Annotated in this window: 13 protein-coding genes; 4 read left to right on the plus strand and 9 right to left on the minus strand. The window is 73.2% G+C overall.

Translation table 11 applies throughout. The annotated features are described in order from the left end of the window. The first annotated feature begins 18 nt into the window (after window positions 1–18). Window positions 19–1305 carry a serine--tRNA ligase gene (gene serS, locus AB0H28_RS12285; protein ID WP_358037706.1) on the plus strand — a complete coding sequence of 429 codons (1287 nt, stop codon included), beginning with the start codon at window positions 19–21 and terminating at the stop codon, window positions 1303–1305. Window positions 1306–1418: 113 nt separating this feature from the next. Here serS and AB0H28_RS12290 read toward each other — a convergent pair whose 3' ends face one another. Together AB0H28_RS12290 and AB0H28_RS12295 are read right to left on the minus strand one after the other, a co-directional pair. Continuing rightward, entirely contained in the window at window positions 1419–2885 is a 1467-nt protein-coding gene (locus AB0H28_RS12290; RefSeq protein ID WP_358037709.1) for an NADH-ubiquinone oxidoreductase-F iron-sulfur binding region domain-containing protein, read from the minus strand. Next, window positions 2882–4378 carry a hypothetical protein gene (locus AB0H28_RS12295; RefSeq protein WP_358037712.1) on the minus strand — a complete coding sequence of 499 codons (1497 nt, stop codon included), beginning with the start codon at window positions 4376–4378 and terminating at the stop codon, window positions 2882–2884. The genes AB0H28_RS12290 and AB0H28_RS12295 overlap by 4 nt, the downstream gene beginning before the upstream one ends. 367 nt (window positions 4379–4745) lie before the next feature. Between AB0H28_RS12295 and AB0H28_RS12300 the strand changes: the two genes are divergently transcribed. Next, window positions 4746–6191, plus strand: coding sequence for an alpha-amylase family glycosyl hydrolase (locus tag AB0H28_RS12300; RefSeq protein WP_358037715.1), 1446 nt, complete (start codon window positions 4746–4748; stop codon window positions 6189–6191). 70 nt (window positions 6192–6261) lie between these two features. Then, window positions 6262–7137, plus strand: coding sequence for a L,D-transpeptidase (locus AB0H28_RS12305; RefSeq protein WP_358037718.1), 876 nt, complete (start codon window positions 6262–6264; stop codon window positions 7135–7137). An 89-nt stretch (window positions 7138–7226) separates the two neighbouring features. Here AB0H28_RS12305 and AB0H28_RS12310 read toward each other — a convergent pair whose 3' ends face one another. From AB0H28_RS12310 to AB0H28_RS12325, 4 genes are read right to left on the minus strand one after another with little or no spacing between them, the layout of a single operon-like run. Next, window positions 7227–7847, minus strand: a complete 621-nt coding sequence (locus AB0H28_RS12310) for a response regulator transcription factor (RefSeq protein ID WP_358037721.1) — start codon at window positions 7845–7847, stop codon at window positions 7227–7229. Continuing rightward, the gene (locus tag AB0H28_RS12315; RefSeq protein ID WP_358037724.1) at window positions 7844–8989 is read right to left on the minus strand and encodes a histidine kinase; all 1146 of its coding nucleotides are present in this window, start codon (window positions 8987–8989) and stop codon (window positions 7844–7846) included. The genes AB0H28_RS12310 and AB0H28_RS12315 overlap by 4 nt, the downstream gene beginning before the upstream one ends. A gap of 29 nt (window positions 8990–9018) precedes the next feature. Beyond that, entirely contained in the window at window positions 9019–9825 is an 807-nt protein-coding gene (locus AB0H28_RS12320; protein ID WP_358037727.1) for an ABC transporter permease, read from the minus strand. 23 nt (window positions 9826–9848) lie between these two features. Then, on the minus strand, window positions 9849–10736 hold the full coding sequence (locus AB0H28_RS12325) for an ABC transporter ATP-binding protein (RefSeq protein WP_358037731.1): 888 nt from the start codon (window positions 10734–10736) through the stop codon (window positions 9849–9851). Window positions 10737–10910: 174 nt separating this feature from the next. On the opposite strand from AB0H28_RS12325, the gene AB0H28_RS12330 reads away from it, so the two are divergent. Further along, window positions 10911–11759 (plus strand): alpha/beta fold hydrolase, encoded by an 849-nt coding sequence (locus AB0H28_RS12330; protein ID WP_358037734.1) that lies wholly within the window; start codon window positions 10911–10913, stop codon window positions 11757–11759. A gap of 6 nt (window positions 11760–11765) precedes the next feature. On the opposite strand, the gene AB0H28_RS12335 is transcribed toward AB0H28_RS12330, so the two are convergent. Genes AB0H28_RS12335 through pglZ form a run of 3 tightly spaced genes read right to left on the minus strand, consistent with a single transcriptional unit; the run spans window position 11766 to window position 17873 of the window. Further along, window positions 11766–13865 (minus strand): DEAD/DEAH box helicase, encoded by a 2100-nt coding sequence (locus AB0H28_RS12335; protein ID WP_358037737.1) that lies wholly within the window; start codon window positions 13863–13865, stop codon window positions 11766–11768. A gap of 1 nt (window position 13866) precedes the next feature. Further along, complete coding sequence (brxD, locus tag AB0H28_RS12340) at window positions 13867–15171, minus strand: BREX system ATP-binding protein BrxD (protein ID WP_358037740.1); 1305 nt, start codon at window positions 15169–15171, stop codon at window positions 13867–13869. After that, window positions 15168–17873, minus strand: coding sequence for a BREX-2 system phosphatase PglZ (pglZ, locus tag AB0H28_RS12345; protein ID WP_358037743.1), 2706 nt, complete (start codon window positions 17871–17873; stop codon window positions 15168–15170). The genes brxD and pglZ overlap by 4 nt, the downstream gene beginning before the upstream one ends. Window positions 17874–17901 lie beyond the last annotated feature (28 nt).

Genomic DNA, 17901 nt, shown 5'->3' on the forward strand with positions numbered 1-17901 from the left:
GAAAGGCGTACGAGCAGCATGCTCGACATGGAGTTGATCCGGAAGGATCGCGAGGCGGTGGCGACCGCGCTGGCGAAGCGTCTGGATCCCGCCGAGGTCACCCGGGCGCTGGACGACATCCAGCGGCTCGACCAGGAGCGGCGCGCCCTGATCACCGAGATCGACGCCGAGCGGCAGCGCCGCAAGGCCGAGGCACGCGCGTACGCGGCGGCGAAGCGGTCCGGCGCCACCCCGGAGCCGACCGCGCCGGAGGCCGAGCGCAAGCAGCTCGCGGAGCTGGAGTCCCAGCTCGACGAGGTGCAGTCCCGGCTCCGCTCGGCGATGAGCGAGCTGCCCAACCTGCCCGCCGACGACGTGGTCGCCGGGGGCAAGGAGGCAAACCGGGTGGTGCGGACGTTCGGCGCGGCGCCGGCCATCGAGGAGGTACGCGACCACGTGGAGCTGAGCCGCGCGCTCGGCCTGGTCGACCACGAGCGGGGCGTCAAACTCGGGGGTTCCGGCTTCTGGATGTATACCGGGATGGGCGCGCGGCTGGAGTGGGCGCTGATCAACTGGCTGATCGAGCAGAACGTCCAGGCCGGTTACGAGTTCCTGCTGCCGCCGCACCTGCTGCTGGACACCGCCGGTTTCGCCGCCGGGCAGTTCCCGAAGTTCTACGACGACGTCTACCACCTGGACCGGCAGTCCGCCCCGCGCGGCCAGTTCCTGCTGCCCACGTCCGAGACGGCGATCCTCGGCGCCTACCAGGACGAGATCCTGGAGACGGCGAAGCTGCCGCTGAAAGCGTTCGCCTACACGCCGTGCTACCGGCGCGAGGCGGCCGGCTCGCACTCCGACGAGCGCGGCACGGTACGCGGCCACCAGTTCAACAAGGTGGAGATCTTCCAGTTCACCCTCCCCGAGCAGGCCGACGCCGCGCTGGAGGCGATGGTGGGCCACGTCGAAGGGCTGGTCGACCGGCTCGGCCTGCACTTCCAGACCAGCCTGCTCGCGGCCGGCGACGCCAGCGCCTCGATGCGCAAGACGCTGGACATCGAGGTGTGGATGCCGAGCACCGGCAAGTACAAGGAGGTGTCGTCGGTCTCCTGGGCCGGCGACTACCAGGCCCGCCGGGCGGCCATCCGCTATCGGGAGCCGGGCGGCAAGCAGACCCGGTTCGTGCACACGCTCAACGGTTCGGCGTTGGCCACCAGCCGCCTGTTCCCGGCCATCCTGGAGCAGTGCCAGCAGCCCGACGGTTCGGTGGTGGTCCCGCAGGTGCTGCGCGACAAGCTCGGCACCGACCGCCTCACCCCCGCTCGCTGAGCACCCGACGCAACGGGGGCCGGTTCCACCGGCCCCCGTTGCGTGTCTTCCGTGGTGTTAAGCGGGGCCCCCTCCTCTACCGGAGGCGTTAATAGGGGGCCCCTCCTTACGCCCTAGTCGGATCGGACGAGGCGGAGCGCTAGTTCCGGGCAGACCTTGACCGCCTTGAGCGCGCCCTCGCGCAGCCAGGTCGGCACCGGGGTGGGCGGGAACGCCGGGTAGCCGTTGCCGTCGAGCCGGATGAAGTCCGGCACGACGTGCGCGCAGAGCCCGTGCCCGTCGCAGCGGGACCAGTCCAGGGTGAGTTTCTGCGGGTTCGCGTCGGGCGCGCCGGGCAGGCCCAGCACCCCCTTGACCCGCTTGCCGCAGCCCTCCCCCGTGGCGTGCAACCGCAGGTCGTCGGCGAACACCTCCATGGCGGACAGCGCGAACCGGGCGGTGCCGTCGGGGTGGCTGCACGCGCCGCGTCCCTTCACGTCACCGGCCGCCGCCCGGACCAGCTCGATCGGCGCGCTGCCGGAGACCGCGAGGTCGACGGAGCGGGCCAGGTCGGGCAGGCCCATCTTGCACGGGCCGCACTGCCCGGCGGACTCGCCGGCCAGGTAGCGGACCACCTGGGCGGCCTCGCCGAGCGGGCAGGTGTCGGCGCCGAGCGGCACGATGATGCCGGCGCCGAGCGTGCCGCCGACCGCGGTGAGCCCCCGGCGGGAGACCTCGGCCCGGGCCGCCGCCTCGGCGGTGATCCACTTGCCGTGGTAGCCGCCCATCAGGATGCCCGGCCCCGGCGGCACCTCGCACAGGTCCAGGATCTCGCGTAGCGGGGTGCCGGCGGCGCACTCCACCACGGCGGGCCGTTTCGCCGACCCGGTGACGGTGAGCAGCACCGTGCCCGGCTCGTCGTCGGTGCCGAGCGCAGCGTACTCGTAGGGGCCGATCCGGGCGGCGACGGCGAGTTGGGCGTAGGTCTCGGCGTTGGAGAGCAGGGTGGGCAGACCGCCGACGCCGGAGTCGCTGGAGCGCTTCTTGGTGCCGGGCGGGATGTGCGGCAGGCCGTTGATGCCGTTGACCAGCGCGCCGCCCTCACCGGAGATGAACCGGTGCGGCACGGTGACGACAGTGGTCGGCACCGGCATCCGCCGTTCCTGCAACGCCTCGGTCAGCGAGGGCCGGCCCACGTCGTCGTCGGCGACCCCGATCACGATCTCCTCGGCGTCCAGCGCGAACGCGGCCAGCGCGGCGCCGTCCAGGATGAGGTGCGGGGCCCGGGTGAGCAGCACCTTGTCCTTCCAGCTCGCCGGCTCCCCCTCGGTGGCGTTGACCACCACCACGGCGGCGAGGTCCTGCCGCTCGCAGGACTCCAGCACCGCGCGCAGCTTGCGGGCGAACGGGAAGCCCGCTCCGCCCTTGCCCTTGAGGTCGATCGCCTCGGCGAGCCGCAGCAGCGCGGCCGGCTCCATCGGGCCGATCGGGCCGTGCACCTCCTCGTGGGCGAGCAGGTCGAGCCGGCCGAACTCGGCGAAGCCGGCGGTCAGGCGGGGCTCACCGACGCAGGCGACCGGCGGCACCGTCGTCCGCTTCACCGGGCCTCACCACGCAGCCCGGCCCAGTACGCCCCGTCGACCGCGTCCGCGTCGGCCTTCTTGCGGCGGCGGCCGGAGCGGCTCTCCTTGGTGGCGCGCATCGCCCGGCGGGAGGCGAGGTCGACGAGCGTCGGGGTGTCGTCGACGAACGCGTCGTCGTCGGCGGCGTAGCGGGCCGGCGGGCGCCAGTAGTCCGGCTCCTCCGGCACGTCCTCCTCGTCGCGGTGGCGCCGGCCGGTCCCGCTGCGCGGCTCGGCGGAGATCGGGCCGGCGGAGATCGGTTCGCTCGCCCAGCGGCGCGGGCTGTCCCACGGCTCCTCCGCCTCGTCGTTCGGGCGCGGCGGGGCCGAGTAGCGGGCCACCTCGGCCGGGGTGGCGTACCGGCCGTCGTCCGGCGGGGCGGAGTGGCGGCCACCGGTGTCCGGTGGCGCGGAGTGCCGGCCACCACTCTCCGGCGGCGCGGAGTGCCGGGCGGCGGTCTCCTCGTCGATCCGGGACCGCCGGATCACCCGTTCCTCGGTGTCGCGGCGGCGGGCGGCACGCCGCTCGGCGGGCGCCTCAGACGTCCGGGCGCGGCGGGCCGGCTCGGCCGGCTCCCCGGTGCGCCGCCGGGCGGCGGCGGCGCGGACCGGCTCGCGCAGCGACCCGGGTTCCGGCACCACGGGTACGGCGAACCGCTCCGGGTCGCGCCGCCGGGCGGTGCCGGCGGGCGCGGTCCATCCGGCGGTGGCCTCGGCCCAGCGGCCCTTGCCGGCGGCGCTTTCCTGCTTGCCGGCGGTCTTCCTACCCAGCAACGCCGCGAGGACGCCGGTGCGCTCCTCGCCTCTGCCGGCCATCGCCTTGTTCAACGCGACGGCCTGGTGTTGCTCGCGGCTGCGCTTGCCGAGGTGCACGGAGAGGCGCACCAGCAGCGCCACCACCACGAGCAGGACGCAGCCGAGATAGCTGAACACCACCCAGCCCTTCGCCGTCCGGCCGGCGTTCAGGCCGTGGAACAGGGCGAACGGCCAGGAGACGTACGCCATCGAGTGCAGCGAGCGCCAGAGCCACTTCGGACCGACGCCGGCGAACCGGACCCGGACCAGGCCCGTCCAGAGCACGCCCACCATGAGCAGCGCGGCGACGGTGCCCAGCCCGACGTAGAGGCCGTTGCCGCCGACGAACGGCACCACCGCGTCGGTGGGGCCGGCCCGGCCGATGGCGATCTTGGTGATGACGTGGAAGACCAGCCCGGCCACGCCGAGCACGCCGGTGGCCCGGTGCGCCGACTGGAGCAGCACCCGGTGCCGGATGAGCAGCACCAGCCGGTCCGTGGCGAGCAGCCCCAGCATCACGGTGAGGCTGAGCGAGACCAGGGCGATCACCCCGGCGAAGAACTCGGTGAAGAAGAATCCGTACGAGTACATGACGCCGCCGGCGCCGGCCAGCTCCACACCCGCCCACACGAGGCCGAGCGCGGAGGCGGTGAGTGCCACCATCGCGGGCTTCGACACGGTTCGGACACCACGACTGGTGGTGGCGGTCCGGACGGTCGTCGCCTTCTCGTTCTGCTGTGCCCGGGCCATCTGCTCCTCGATCGTCTCGCGGCGGCGCCCCCACCGGCCGACCCTGCTCCCACCTCAGGTACGGAGCGGCGGCCCGGACGGATCACCTCTGGTGGCGAATTTCTCGACCGGGTCCTCGAACCGTCCCGACCGGGCGCGCGTGTAGCGCCCGACGCAACGACGAATGCCCATGCGTTGACATTTCTTGCAACACACTCGTAACCTTGCGGAAAATTTCAGTGCTGACTGCAAGAAGTCGGCACTGCCCCTCTCCAGGCTCAACTCCCCACACCCCCGTACCCCCCGAGGAGTCCTGATGCATCGACGCCGATGCCGCGCCGCCGCGCTCGCCCTGGGCGTGGCCGCGAGCCTGCTCATCCCGACCACCGTGGCGGCACCCCCGGCCGCCGCCGCCCCCGCGGGCGGCAAGAAGGTCATCGTCCAGCTCTTCGAGTGGAACTGGACCTCGGTGGCCAGCGAGTGCACCAGCACGCTCGGCCCCGCCGGCTACGGCTACGTCCAGGTGTCCCCGCCGCAGGAGCACGTCAACAGCAGCCCGTGGTGGGTGTCCTACCAGCCGGTCAGCTACCGGATCGAATCCCGCAAGGGCACCCGCGCCCAGTTCCAGTCCATGGTGAACACCTGCCACAACGCCGGCGTCAAGGTGATCGTCGACGCCGTGGTCAACCACATGTCCGGCCAGGAGAACGGTGGGACCGGCTGGGCCGGCACGTCCTACGGCCACTACACCTACCCGGGCACCTACTCCGCGCAGGACTTCCACTACTGCGGTCGCAACGGCAACAACGACATCGCCAACTACAACGACCGGTACGAGGTGCAGAACTGCGAGCTGGTCAACCTCGCCGACCTCAAGACCGAGTCGGACTACGTCCGCAGCCGACTGGCCGCGTACCTCAACGACCTGCTCTCGCTCGGCGTGGACGGGTTCCGGCTGGACGGCAGCAAACACATGCCGGCCGCCGACATCGCGGCGATCAAGGCCAGGCTGTCCCGCCCCGCCTATCTGGTGCAGGAGGTCATCTACGGCGCGGGCGAGCCGGTGCAGCCGACCGAGTACACCGGCAACGGCGACGTGCACGAGTTCCGGTACGGCAAGGACCTGGCCCGGATGTTCAACAATGAGCGGCTCGCGTACCTGAAGAACTTCGGCCAGGCCTGGGGCTACCTGCCGAGCGGTTCGGCGGTGGTCTTCACCGACAACCACGACACCCAGCGCGACGGCGGCGTGCTCACCTACCGCGACCGCGGCGAGTACGCCCTGGCCAACGCGTTCATGCTGGCCTGGCCCTACGGCACCCCGGCGGTGATGTCCAGCTTCACGTACAGCAACCGGGACCAGGGCCCGCCCGCCGACGGCAGCAACAAGGTCAGGAACACCACCTGCTACTCCGGCTGGGAGTGCGAGCACCGCTGGCCGGTGATCGCCAACATGGTCGGCTTCCGCAACGCCACCGAGGGCGCGGCGGTCGCCAACTGGTACGACAACGGCTACCAGCACATCGCGTTCAGCCGGGCCGGCAAGGGCTACCTGACGCTCAACGACGAGGACTTCGCGGTGAGCGGCCGGTCCTACTACACCGGTCTGCCGGCCGGTCGCTACTGCGACGTCATCCACGGCACGTTCCGCAACGGCTCGTGCAGCGGCCCGGTGGTCACCGTGGACTCGGCGGGTTGGTTCGCCGCGACCGTCAACGCGCACGACGCGATCGCCATCCACGTCGGCGCGAAGGTGAGCTGACCTCGCCCGCCGGAAGGCCCCCGTGCCGCAGTTCGCGGTGCGGGGGCTTTCGGGCGGATAGAGTAGTTTTGTGCCTTTCGACCGGATAACCGAGCGGCGGATGCCCGGCTGGCTGTTCGCCGCGCTCGGCGTACCGCTGCTGCTGGCCACCGCGCTGCTCGTCGGTCGCGCGCTGACCGGCGCCCCGCCACCCGCGCCGGTCGCCGCCGCGCCCGCCGCCGGACCCTCGACCCCCGCCCGGTCGACGACGGAGCCCGTTCCGCCCGCCGCGCCCGCGCCGCCCGACCTGCCGGTGGTCACCTACGACCCGGCGCCGGGCGGCTTTCCCGCCGACCCGGCCCCCGCCGACACCCGGCCACTGCGCGAGGGCGCGCGGCCGAACGGCAAGGTCGCCGCGTACGACGCGCCCGGCGGCCGGCCGCTGGCCTTCCTCGCGCCGACGATCAGCGACGTCCGGCTGACCGTGCCGATCGTGCAACGCCGCGCCGGCTGGACCGCGGTGCTGCTCCCGTCGGCCAACCGCACCATCGCCTGGCTGCCCGCGGGCGGCTGGACCACGGTGGCGCTGCGCGACCAGATCGTCGTGCAACGGCGCACCCACCGGCTCACCTGGCTCCGCGACGGGCGCGCGGTCCACACCTGGCCGGTCAGCCTCGGCATGCCCGGCCAGCTCACACCGCTCGGCCGCACGTTCGTGCTCGGTCGCACCCAACCCCCGCAGGCCGTCTACGGCGGGGTCGACATCTTCGCCCTCGGCGCGGTCCCCGACGACCCGGACGCGGTGCCGACCGGCCTACGCGGCGCCCACATCGGGCTGCACTCCTGGCAGAACGACGACACGCTCGGCGAGGACGTCACCAACGGCTGCATCCGGCTCACCCGCAGCGCCCAACGCCAACTCCTCGCCGCCCTGGCCCCCGGCACCAGCTTCGTCGTCCTCCCCTGACGCTGGTCGAAGGAGGGGCCCCCGGTTAACAGGTGGGTGTGAGAGGGGGCCCCTTCTCTACCGCAGGCGTTAAGAGGGGGCCCCTCCTTCTATCCGAGCAGCCAGCCGTGGGACTCGGCCAGGCGGACGGCGTCGGCGCGGTTGCGGGCGCCGGTCTTGCCGATCGCCGACGAGAGATGGTTGCGGACGGTGCCCTCGGACAGGTGCAACGTGGCCGCCAGCTCGGCCACCGTGCCGCCGCCCCGGGCCGTGCGCAGCACCTCGGTCTCCCGCTCGGTGAGCGGGCTCGGCCCGGTGGCCAGCGTCTCGGCGGCCAGCGTCGGATCGACCACCCGCAGGCCGGCGTGCACCCGGCGGACCGCGTCGGCGAGCTGGCGGGCCGGGGTGTCCTTGACCACGAAGCCGTTCGCGCCGGCCTCCATCGCCCGGCGCAGGTAGCCGGGCCGGCCGAAGGTGGTCACCACCAGCACCCGGCAGTCGGGCAGCGCGACGCGCAGCGCCGCGGCGGCGGCCACCCCGTCCATCCCCGGCATCTCCACGTCGAGCAGCGCCACGTCCGGCCGGCTACGCAACGCCGCCGGCACCACCTCGTCGCCCCGGCTCACCTCCGCCACCACGGTGAGATCCGGTTCCAGCGACAGCAGCGCGGCCAGGGCGCCCCGGACCAGGGCCTGGTCGTCGGCGAGCAGCAGTCGGATCGTCCCGGTCACCCGCCGGCCCTCCCGTTCGGCTCCGGCGCCGTGACCCGCAGCAGGAAACCGCGCCCGCCGGGCGCCCGGGCCACCGTCACCGTGGCGTCCAACCGGCCCGCCCGCTCGCGCAGCCCGACCAGCCCGTGCCCGCCGCCCGCCGGCTCACCGGCCGGCCCCCGGCCGTCGTCGCACACCTCCACCGCCGCCGGGCCGACCCGGATCACGCAGCGTCGCGCGCCGCTGTGCCGCACCACGTTCGTCACCCCCTCGCGAACCGCCCAGCCGAACAGCTCGTCCCGCTCCGCCGGCAGCTCCGGCACCGCCTCGGGCAGTTCCGCGACGATGCCCGCCGCGGCCAGCGCCGAGCGGGCGCCGGCCAGCTCGGACGCCAGATCCACCCCGCGGTACGCCCCGACGGTGCCCCGCACGTCGGCCAGCGCCTGGCGGGCCAGCCGCTCCACGTCGGCGATCTCCACCGCCGCGCGGGCCGGGTCCAGCTCCAGCAGCCGGCCGGCCAGCTCGGCCTTCACCGCCACCACGGTCAGCGAGTGCCCGAGGATGTCGTGCAGGTCCCGGGCGGTGCGGGCGCGTTCCTCGGCCACCGCGAGCCGGTGGATCTCCTGCTGCGCGGCTTGGAGCTCCCCGTTGCGCTGGGCCAGCCGGCTCACCCCGAACATGGCGAACGAGGCGAGCAGCACCACGAAGACGAGGGTGCTCTCGGACTCCCAACCGGCCACCAGGTGCGAGGTCACCGGCGGGGTCGCCGCGGCCAGCACCACCACGACCAGGGACTCGACCGGCGGCAGCAGGAACACCGCGGCGGCGGCCACGAAGACCAGTGTGGTCAGCCAGTCGCCGTCGGTGCCCGGGATGCCGACCAGGCCGAGCGCGAGCAGCAGCGCGATCAACGACCGGGCCCGGCCGGCCGGGACCGGGCGGTGTCGTTGCCGCAGAGCGCGGCCCCACTCGAAGATCAGCACGTACGCCACGGCGAACGCGACCACGGAGCCGAGCCCGAGCAGCCGCCGCCCCAGATCCGGCTGGTGCAGCGCGGTGCGGAACGGGACGTTGAGGAAGAAGAGCCAGACCGCCGCCAGCAGCCAGCCGGTGAACCGCCAGTGGCGGTTCGCCGGCCGGACCCGCTCGGGCGTCGACGTCACGCCCACCACGCTAGTGCCGCCGTGCCCGCTCAGACGCGGGTGGTGTCGCGGCGGAACAGCCGGGTCGCGCCGAGACCGAAGAACGCGGTCCAGGCGGCCACGTTGCCGACCGCCGCCCAGTCCACGCCAGCACCGGTCAGCGGCGCGCGGGCGAGCTGGCCGACCCCGTACACCGGGGTGAACTTGGCGATCTGCTGCATCACGTGGGGCAGCAGATGGAGCGGAACGAACAGGCCGCCCAGCATGGCCAGGATGGCCAGCGCCGGGCCCATGAACTGCATGACGTTCTCGGCCGGGGCGAGGTAGCCGACGAACAGGCCGAACGCGGCGAAGACCAGCGAGCCGATCCAGGCGGTCAGGCCGGACTCCAGCCAGACGTGCGCCGGCAGCCGGACCCCGGAGGCGACGCCGACGGTGAACTCGACGAGGACGCCGAGCAGTCCGAGCACCATCGCGGTGGCCACCTTCGTCGCCACGTAGGCGGCGGGGCGCAGCGGGGTCAGCCGCAACTGGCGGCTCCAGCCCAGCGCGCGTTCGGTGGCGACGGCGGCGCCGGCGCTGGTGGTGGCCACCATGGCCGCGTAGACGGCCAGGCTGATCATGATCCAGCCGGTCACCGGCAGGCCGTTGTCGAGCGTCTCGCCGCGCGAGGGCAACCCGAAGAGGAGGAAGAACACCGCCGGCATGACCAGGATGAACATCAGCGTGCGGCGGTTGCGCAGCACCCGGCGGATCTCGATGGCGAGCACGGCGGCGGAGAACCCGCCCAGGGCGGGCGGCCGGCGGTCGGCCGGGCCGGACGCGGTGGTGGTGTCGGGCGAGGTGGTCGCGGTCATGGTGGGGCTCCCGGGCAGGTCGGTCAGGCGGCGGTCAGGGCGAGGAACGCGTCCTCGAGGTTGTGCGAGGTGATCTCCAGGTCCCGGGCGTCGGTCCGGGTCAGCAGGTGCCGGGCGACGACGTCGGAGTCCTCGCTGTGCACGAGGATCGCGTCGCCGCGTACCTCGACGGAGCGGACGCCGGGCAGCGCGGCGAGCGCGGCCTGGTCGGCGCCGGGCAGGGTGGCGCGCACCACCCGGCCGGCGGCCAGGTTCTTGATCTCGGCGGTGGTCCCGTCGGCGACCAGCCGCCCCCGCCGGACCAGCACGATCCGGTCCGCGTACGCGTCGGCCTCGTCCAGGTAGTGGGTGGCGAACAGGACGGTCCGGCCGGAACGGGCGTCGGCGCGGATGGCCTGCCAGAAGTCGCGCCGGCCCTCGACGTCCATGCCGGTGGTCGGCTCGTCCAGCACCATCAGATCCGGGTCGGGCAGCAGCGCGAGCGCGAAGCGCAGGCGCTGCTGCTGGCCGCCGGAGCACTTGCCCACCAGCCGGTCGGCGATCTCGGCGAGGCCGGCGCGCTCCAGCACCTCCGACACCGGCCGGGTGTGACCGTAGAAGTGCGCGGTCATCCGTACCGTCTCGGCGACGGTGAGGTCCTTGAGCAGGCCGCCGGTCTGCATCACGGCGGCGACCCGGCCGTGCCGGACGGCGTCGGCCGGGCTGCCGCCGAAGAGCCGGACCGTGCCGGCGTCCGGCCGGGCGAGCCCGAGGAGCATGTCCACGGTGGTGGTCTTGCCGGCGCCGTTGGGGCCGAGGAAGGCGACCACCTCACCGGGGGTGATCCGCAGGCTGAGCCCGTCGACGGCGGTCACCGGGCCGAAGGTCTTGGTGAGTCCGGCCAGTTCGACGGCCGGTGCGGTGTCGGTCATGCCAATCATGCTCCGGCGTACGACGGTCGGGCCCCCGGAGCACCCGTCACCCTCCGCCCGTGACATTTGTCAGGCGTAAGGAGGGGCCCCCTGTTAACGCCTCCGGTAGAGAAGGGGCCCCTTCTCAACGAGCCCGCCTGGGAGTGTGCGCCGCCGGGCCGGGTAAGCGGGGGTATGGGCGTACCGACCGGGCGGGTCGACACGATCGTGCTCATCCACGGCCTCTGGATGACCTCACGAAGCTGGGAGCGCTGGGCGGACCGCTACGCGGCTCGCGGCTTCCGGGTGCTCACGCCCGCCTGGCCGGGCATGGACCGCGAGCCGGCGGAGCTGCGGGCCGACCCGACGCCGATCGCCGGCCAGCGGATCACCCACATCGTCGAGCACTCCGCGGCGATCATCCGAGGGCTGCCCCGGCCGCCGATCGTGATGGGGCACTCGTTCGGCGGTCTGGTCGCCCAACTGCTGCTGGACCGCCGGCTCGGCGCCGCCGTCGTGGGCGTGCGTCCCGCGCCGGTGAAGGGTGTGCTCAAGCTGCCGTTGAGCACGCTGCGCTCCGGGTTCTCCATCCTGCACAACCCGGCCAACCGGCATCGCGCGGTGCCGTTCACCGCCGAGGACTTCCGGTACGCCTTCGGCAACACGCTCACCCGGGCCGCGTCCGACGCCGCCTGGGAGCGGTACGCCGTGCCCGGCGCCGGCCACGTGCTGTTCGAGGGATCGTTCGCCAACCTGGACCCGGACTCGGCCACCATGATCGACCGCAAGCGGGCCGACCGCGCCCCGCTGCTGATCACCGCTGGCGGCGCGGACCACGTCATCCCGCAGTCGCTCGCCGCCAGTCTGGCCAACCTCTACCGCAGCTCGACCGCGATCACCAGCTACCGGGAGTTCCCCGGCCGGTCGCACTTCGTCGGCGGCGAGCCGGGCTGGGAGGAGGAGGCCGACTTCGCGCTGGAGTGGGCGGTCGAGGCCGCGAACGAGTTCTCCCCCACGGTGGTCAGCGAGGCGCCTCGGCACTGAAAGCGGTCAGAGAACCACGAAGCGGGTAGGTTCGCCGAGCACGGTGGCTGCCCGGTTGAGGTCTGCCAGCCGTGCGGCAAGCGTCGCTGTGGCCAGGCGGGCCGGCAGGGCGGCGTTGAACTTGAGGCCGGCCAACGCCTTTTCGTCGACGGCGGGGAGACACAGCCGAACTCGGGCATCGGCGGTCAGGGCGTGCCACGCCTGCGGTGTGAGGTTCTCCCGCAGCCGGATGCTGTTGTCGTCGAACCTCTCCACCGGGTCGACGACCTCACCCAGCGTGGCGGTCAGGGTGGCGTTCGCTCGGAAGCCGGCCCAGGTCCACCAGCGTAGATCGCCGTGCTGGTCCCGCAGAATCACCGGTCCGCCCGGGTGCACCAGGTGGGCCTTCTCGGCCCTCGCCTCGGCCAGCCGGCCGGCCGCCCGGCGGGTGATCGACACCGGCGGGTCGGCACCCAGCAGCACCTCACGGACGGCGCGGTTCAGCTCGAAGCTCAGACAGGCCCAACTACCACCGCGCCATCGGGCACGCCCACCAGTGTCGGCCGGCTCGACGAAACAGCGCCGCCGGCGCCAGTCGATGTACGTGACACGCCAACGGTGACCCGCCAGCAGCAGTCGGCGGTCGCCCCGTACCTCCTCGGTGAGCAGGCTCGGATCGATCCGGCCGAGTTCCTGACGGCCGGCCAGCACGGTGAACTCCGGCGGGCCGGTGAAGACCGCGGTCAGCTCCATGAAGTGCCGACGACCGAAGCGCTGCTCGGCGGCCGGGCCGATGAACAGCATCCCGCTGTCCTGGTCGAGATAGCCGCGCTCGACGAGATGGCGGAGGATCGGTCGGGCACTCTGGTCGAAGGGCGCCAGCCCGTTCCACTCACGGGTCCAGAGTTGGTCACCGACGCGATGCTCCTGTAGGCAGAGCGCGAGCATCTGCTGGGCGACGATGTGCCTCGGCTCGGGTGGTGCGGTCACCGGTTCCACCCAGCCCCGTGACCAGAGCAGCAGGAGCGCCGCAGCTTCGGTCAGCGCGTCCCCGTCGAGGGTCAGGAACAGGCAGTTGCGGCTCGTCCCGGGTCGGCGGCCGGTGCGGCCCAGGCGTTGCAGGAACGAGGCGACCGTGGCGGGGGCGTCGATCTGGATGACCTGATCCAGGTCGCCGACGTCGATGCCCAGCTCAAGTGTGCTGGTGGAGACGATGACGCAGTCCCGCGCCTCGCTGAACGCCTGCTCGGCGCGGCGGCGCTCGTCGGTGGAGAGCGAGGCGTGCGACAGGAAGGTGGTGATGCCCTTTCCGCGCAACAGCTGACCGAGTTCCTCGACGGTCTGTCGGGACTCGCAGAAGACCAGCCGTTTCTTCCCGTGGTGCAGGCCGGCGATCACCGTTGCCGCGTTGTGCAGCGAGCCGACGTAGTCCAACTCGATGTCACCTGGCGGCGGGCCGTCGGGCACCGCCGCAGGGGCCGGGGCGACGACCTGGGCTCGCCGGTGACCTGCACCAGTTCCCTGGAGCCAGGTCAGGAGTTCGGCGGGATTGCCGACGGTGGCCGACAACCCGATGCGCTGCAACGACCGGCCGGCGACCCGGCTCAGCCGTTCCAGCACGGCCAGCAGATGCCAGCCCCGGTCGTCCCCGGCGAAGGCGTGGACCTCGTCGACGACGACGGCGTGCAGGTCGGCGAAGAGGAGCCGGTGGTCGACCCGCGTGCTGACCAGCATGGATTCCAGCGACTCGGGGGTGGTGAGAAGGATGTCTGGGCGTTCGTGGAGGATCGCCTGTCGCCGGGACGCGCTGACGTCGCCGTGCCAGGTCGCGGCTCGTCGGCCGAGCCAGCCCGCGTACTGCTCGATCCGTGGTTGCAGATTGTTGAGCAGCGCCTTCAGCGGGGCGAGGTAGAGCACAGACGTGCCGGTCCAACGGTGCTCCCCCATCCGGCTCAGCAGCGGGAACAGCGCGGCCTCGGTCTTGCCTCCGGCCGTCGGGGCCAGGAGCAGCGCGTCCGATCCGTCGCGTACCGGCGCGACGGCGGCCCGCTGCATCGGGCGGAGGTCGCGCCAACCGAGGGTGTTCACCATGTGGTGCAGGACGACCGGGTCGAGGTCCGGCAGCATGTCAGAGCGGCAGTTCGATGTCGTCCGCCGAGGCGGCGGCGTTGCGCTCGACCTCGGTCAACTCGTCGGCGCGCAGCGTCAGCTCGTAGTGGCGGCGTGGGTCCCAGTCCGGGAACTGGTCGACCCGGTCGAACACGTCGGCGACCAGCTTTTTCAGGTAGACGCGGGGGGCGACACCGACCTGGCCGCCGAGTGCTCCGGTGACGGCGCCGGCCAGCGCCGAGAGGTAGGCGTCGTCCACCCGGGACTCGACCGCAGGGCTGCCGTAGATCGCGCGGACCCGCTGGCCGAGTTCGACGAGTGCGTCCGCCGTGAAGCCGGGTAGCCGTAGTTGGGTGGCGCGGGGGTTGTCCCAGCGGGGTTCGGGGTCGAAGTGCGTGGCCAGCCGCTGGGCGAGCGGCGCGAGACGCTGCACCCCCTGCGGTCCGTCGAAGAAGGCCGGGGTGCCGGTGATGACCAGCATCAGACCCGGGAATCGGTCCGAGTGCACCTCGTCGATGAGCTGGCGCAGCGAGTTCAACGCCTTGTCCCGGGCGTCGGAGCGCACCCGTTGCAGCGTTTCGACCTCGTCGAGCACGATGAGCAGCCCTTGGTGTCCGCTGTCGCGCAGGACGGTCAGCAGCCCCCGCAGGAAGCTCAACGCGGCGTAGTGGTCGAGGTCGCCCTTGACTCCGGCGACCCGACGCGCGGACGCGGCGACGTGTGGTTGCCCGCCCAGCCAGGCGGCGAGACCATCGGCGGTGCGGTGATCGCCACCGGCGGTGGCGGCCCGGTAGCCGCGCAGAGCCGCCGCGAATCCCGGGGTGCTGCGGGAGATCTCGCCCAGTCGGCGCTCCAGCAGATCGCTGACCGCCCGGTCGAGCGCTTCCGCGTCCTCCTCCGCGATCGCGCCGCCGGCGAGGGCGTCTTCCTCCAACGCGAAGATCCATCCGTCGAGGACGGGCCGGAACGCGCTCGGTGCGAACTGTTCGGTGCTCAGGTGCTCGACCAGCCGGCGGTAGACTGTCTCCATCCGGTGCAGGGGCGTCTCCAACTCGGAGATCTGCACCTCGGCGGTGGCGAACCCACGTCGCTTGGCGCGTTCGGCCAGCCACCGCGTGAAGAAGGTCTTACCGGCGCCGTACTCGCCGCGGACGGCCTTGAACACGCTGCCTCCACCGGCGACCCGGTCGAGGTCGTCGTCCAGAGCGGCGGTGAACCGGTCCAGGCCGACCGCGAGCGCGTCGAGCCCGTTGCTCGGCACGACACCGCGACGCAGCGCGTCGACGATGTCCCGGCGACGGCGAGCCGAGACCTCGGCGGTCACGGCTGCTCCAGATCGAACTGCTCGATCAGCAGCCTGCGGTCGAGCAGGACGGTAACCCCGTCCGGATCGATGGTGATGACCGGATATCCCTCGACCTGCAACAGCCGACGCAGGACGGTGACGGTGCCGGTGATGCGGTGCGCCGGCACGCCAGCACGGGCGGCGAGCGTGTCGACGGTCGCCCGGTCCCCACCGGCGAGCAGGGTGCCCAGCAGCGCGGCGACGCGCTCGTCGGACAGCGGCATCCGGGGATCTCGCCGCTGGGCGTACCGATCGCTGGCGAGCAGCGCCCGCACCAGGTCCGGCGCAGCCGGGGCGGGCGGCGACGCCGCGGGCGCAACGGTCACCGGCGCGAGGTCGAACAGTCCCTCCGCCTGCGGTTCGGCGTTACGCCCGGACCGCCGGCGGCCGGTCTGCGGCGGTGCGGACGGCGGGTCGACGGTTTCGGCCAGCGGCTCCCGCCACCACTCCGGGCTGGCGACCGGCGCACCGGCCCACCCCGGCACGGCCCGGTCGTCGCCGGCGGCCAGGACGAGCAGCGGGATGACGGCCTCCGCGGGTGCGGCACCGCCGTGGTAGCCGGCCTTGCGTGGCCCGTACCGGACCTCCTCCCGCCAGGGCAGGACGACCGAGCCGCCGCCGAGCGCCACCCGGCTGCCGCTCACCGCGATCTCCGCGTCCGCGGTCGGGCCGGTGGCCGGCCGCCAGCGATTCTCGCTGCTGGTGCTGGGCAGGACAACCGACTCGGGCCCCCGGTCGACCACGTGGCCGTGATCGGAGGTCAGGACGATCACCCGGTCGGTCGCGGCGGCCAGCAGGTCGCCCACGGCGGTGACGGTGTCCGCGCCCCACACCACGGTGCCCGGGTCGCTGCGGTCCAGCGCATCGTCGATCGTGTTGACCACGGCGGCGACGACCGGGACGGATGCGTCCTCGACCGCAGCCCGCACGTCCGGGTCCAGGGCTGCGCCGGCACCGGCGCGCAACGCCCCCTTGTGCAACAGTCGCCCGCTGGGCCACCGTCGCCGGAACGCCTTCAGCTCGGCCTGCTGACCTCCGGTGGAGATCCGGCCGCTCAGCAGGCTGCATCGGCTGGCTTCGGTGACGGTGGGCAGCGCGGCCAGCACTCCGGTGCGGGGCCCGCCGTCGGGCGTGAGTTCCACCCACGTACCGCTGCTGGTGATGGACTCGGCCAGTTCGGTGGCCGCGGCGACGCCCATGCCGTCGAGCACGAGCAGGAGCACCCGCCGGCCGTGGTCGAGGATCGGTTGGACCACGCGGTCGAGCACGTCCTCGACCCGCAGCAGCGCGCCCGGCTCGACCTCGGCGCTGGTCGCGGTGGCGAGCAGGGTGGCGAACTGCTGGTCGTGCCGGGACCGGCGGGCGTCCACGGCGCGGTGCAGCAACCGGTAGGCGTCGGCGATCTGCGGGTCGGTGTCCCCGGCGAAGATGTCCAGCCGGGCGCGGTCGACCCAGCCGTCCTCCCGGGCCTGCCGGTGCACCGCGTCGAGCATGGTCACCGGTGCGGGGCCGTCGGCGTGGTGCAGCCAACGCAGCAGCCGGAGCGCCATCCGCGCGGTTTCCACCCGGCGCGGTTCGCCGGCCCGGTGCTCCTCGACGGTGGCGAGCGCCGACTGCGCGCGGATGACCGCGGCCGGTTGCGCCGAGCCGCCGGCCGGCACGGCGAGCCGCACCCCGGCGGCGAAGGCCCGCAGCCGGTGGGCGAATCCGCTGGGCAGCACGGTGGACGCTCCGAGCAGCGTGCCGATGCCGATTTCGGCGGCGATCGTCTCGGCCCGCCGCAGCATCCGCATGGCCTCGGCCCGGCCCCGGTCGCCAGAGTCGACCGTGCGGTAGACCCATGCCTCGGCGGCCTGGTGCAGCCCTTCGGCCTGGTGCGGTGACAGTCGCAGCCCACCGAACCATGGCTCCAGGCGGGTACGCCCCACGGCGGTCTCCACCTCGGCCGCGCGGCCACCGGCGGTGGGCCAGAGCAGCCCGGCCAGCAGTCCGAGCGGGATGACGTCCACTCCGTGCCCGGCCCGGACGGCTGCCATGATGGGCACGGCGGACCGGCCGGCGGTGCTCGTCAGGTATGCCGTGATCCCCTCGGCCACGGTGTCCGGCAGCGTGGTGAACCGGAGCTGGCGGCGGGCGTCGGCGCTCCACTGCACCAGGCCGCTGTCGTCGAGTTCGGCGGGGGGCAGATCGAGCAGCTCCGCGGTCAGGCTGCGTAACGCGTGGTCCCGGGTGAGGACCGCACCCGGCGGCACCGGCCAGCCCGCGGCGGGGGCGTGGTCGGTCAGCGCGTCGGCGACCCAGCGTCCGACCCGGACCAGGGTGGGATCCAGGTCCTTCACGCCACCGAACATCTGCCGGACCAGGTCCCACGGATCGATCTTGCGGACTCTTTGCCGGCTGAGATGGGCGAGGAGCCCGTCGCCCAACTCGCTGTCGGTCAGCTCGGTCAGCAGCACCAGGCGCTCCCCGTCGGCGCGGTCGTGCAGGGCGGCGCGGGCGGCGAGCGGAGTGGGGCACGCGACCACCCGGACATGGGTGCCGTCGACGGTGAGCACCGGATCGGCCGGCCATTCGGGGCGGGCCGTCAACGCGATCGCCTCGGCCGCGTCGCCCTCGGTTAGCCATGCCTCGACCTTTCGCCGGACCGAGTCCGGCTGGGCGACACCGACCGGCGCGCTCATGCTTGCGTCCCGGCGGAGCCGGCCCGGG

This window comes from Micromonospora sp. NPDC050980 (genome assembly GCF_040653835.1).
GTDB lineage: Bacteria > Actinomycetota > Actinomycetes > Mycobacteriales > Micromonosporaceae > Micromonospora.

Coding starts and splice junctions, on each gene's coding strand:
- AB0H28_RS12320 (WP_358037727.1), bottom strand. CDS start 9,825: ATGACCGCGACCACCTCGCCCGACACCACCACCGCGTCCGGCCCGGCC.
- serS (WP_358037706.1), top strand. CDS start 19: ATGCTCGACATGGAGTTGATCCGGAAGGATCGCGAGGCGGTGGCGACC.
- AB0H28_RS12325 (WP_358037731.1), bottom strand. CDS start 10,736: ATGACCGACACCGCACCGGCCGTCGAACTGGCCGGACTCACCAAGACC.
- AB0H28_RS12330 (WP_358037734.1), top strand. CDS start 10,911: ATGGGCGTACCGACCGGGCGGGTCGACACGATCGTGCTCATCCACGGC.
- AB0H28_RS12300 (WP_358037715.1), top strand. CDS start 4,746: ATGCATCGACGCCGATGCCGCGCCGCCGCGCTCGCCCTGGGCGTGGCC.
- AB0H28_RS12335 (WP_358037737.1), bottom strand. CDS start 13,865: ATGCTGCCGGACCTCGACCCGGTCGTCCTGCACCACATGGTGAACACC.
- pglZ (WP_358037743.1), bottom strand. CDS start 17,873: ATGAGCGCGCCGGTCGGTGTCGCCCAGCCGGACTCGGTCCGGCGAAAG.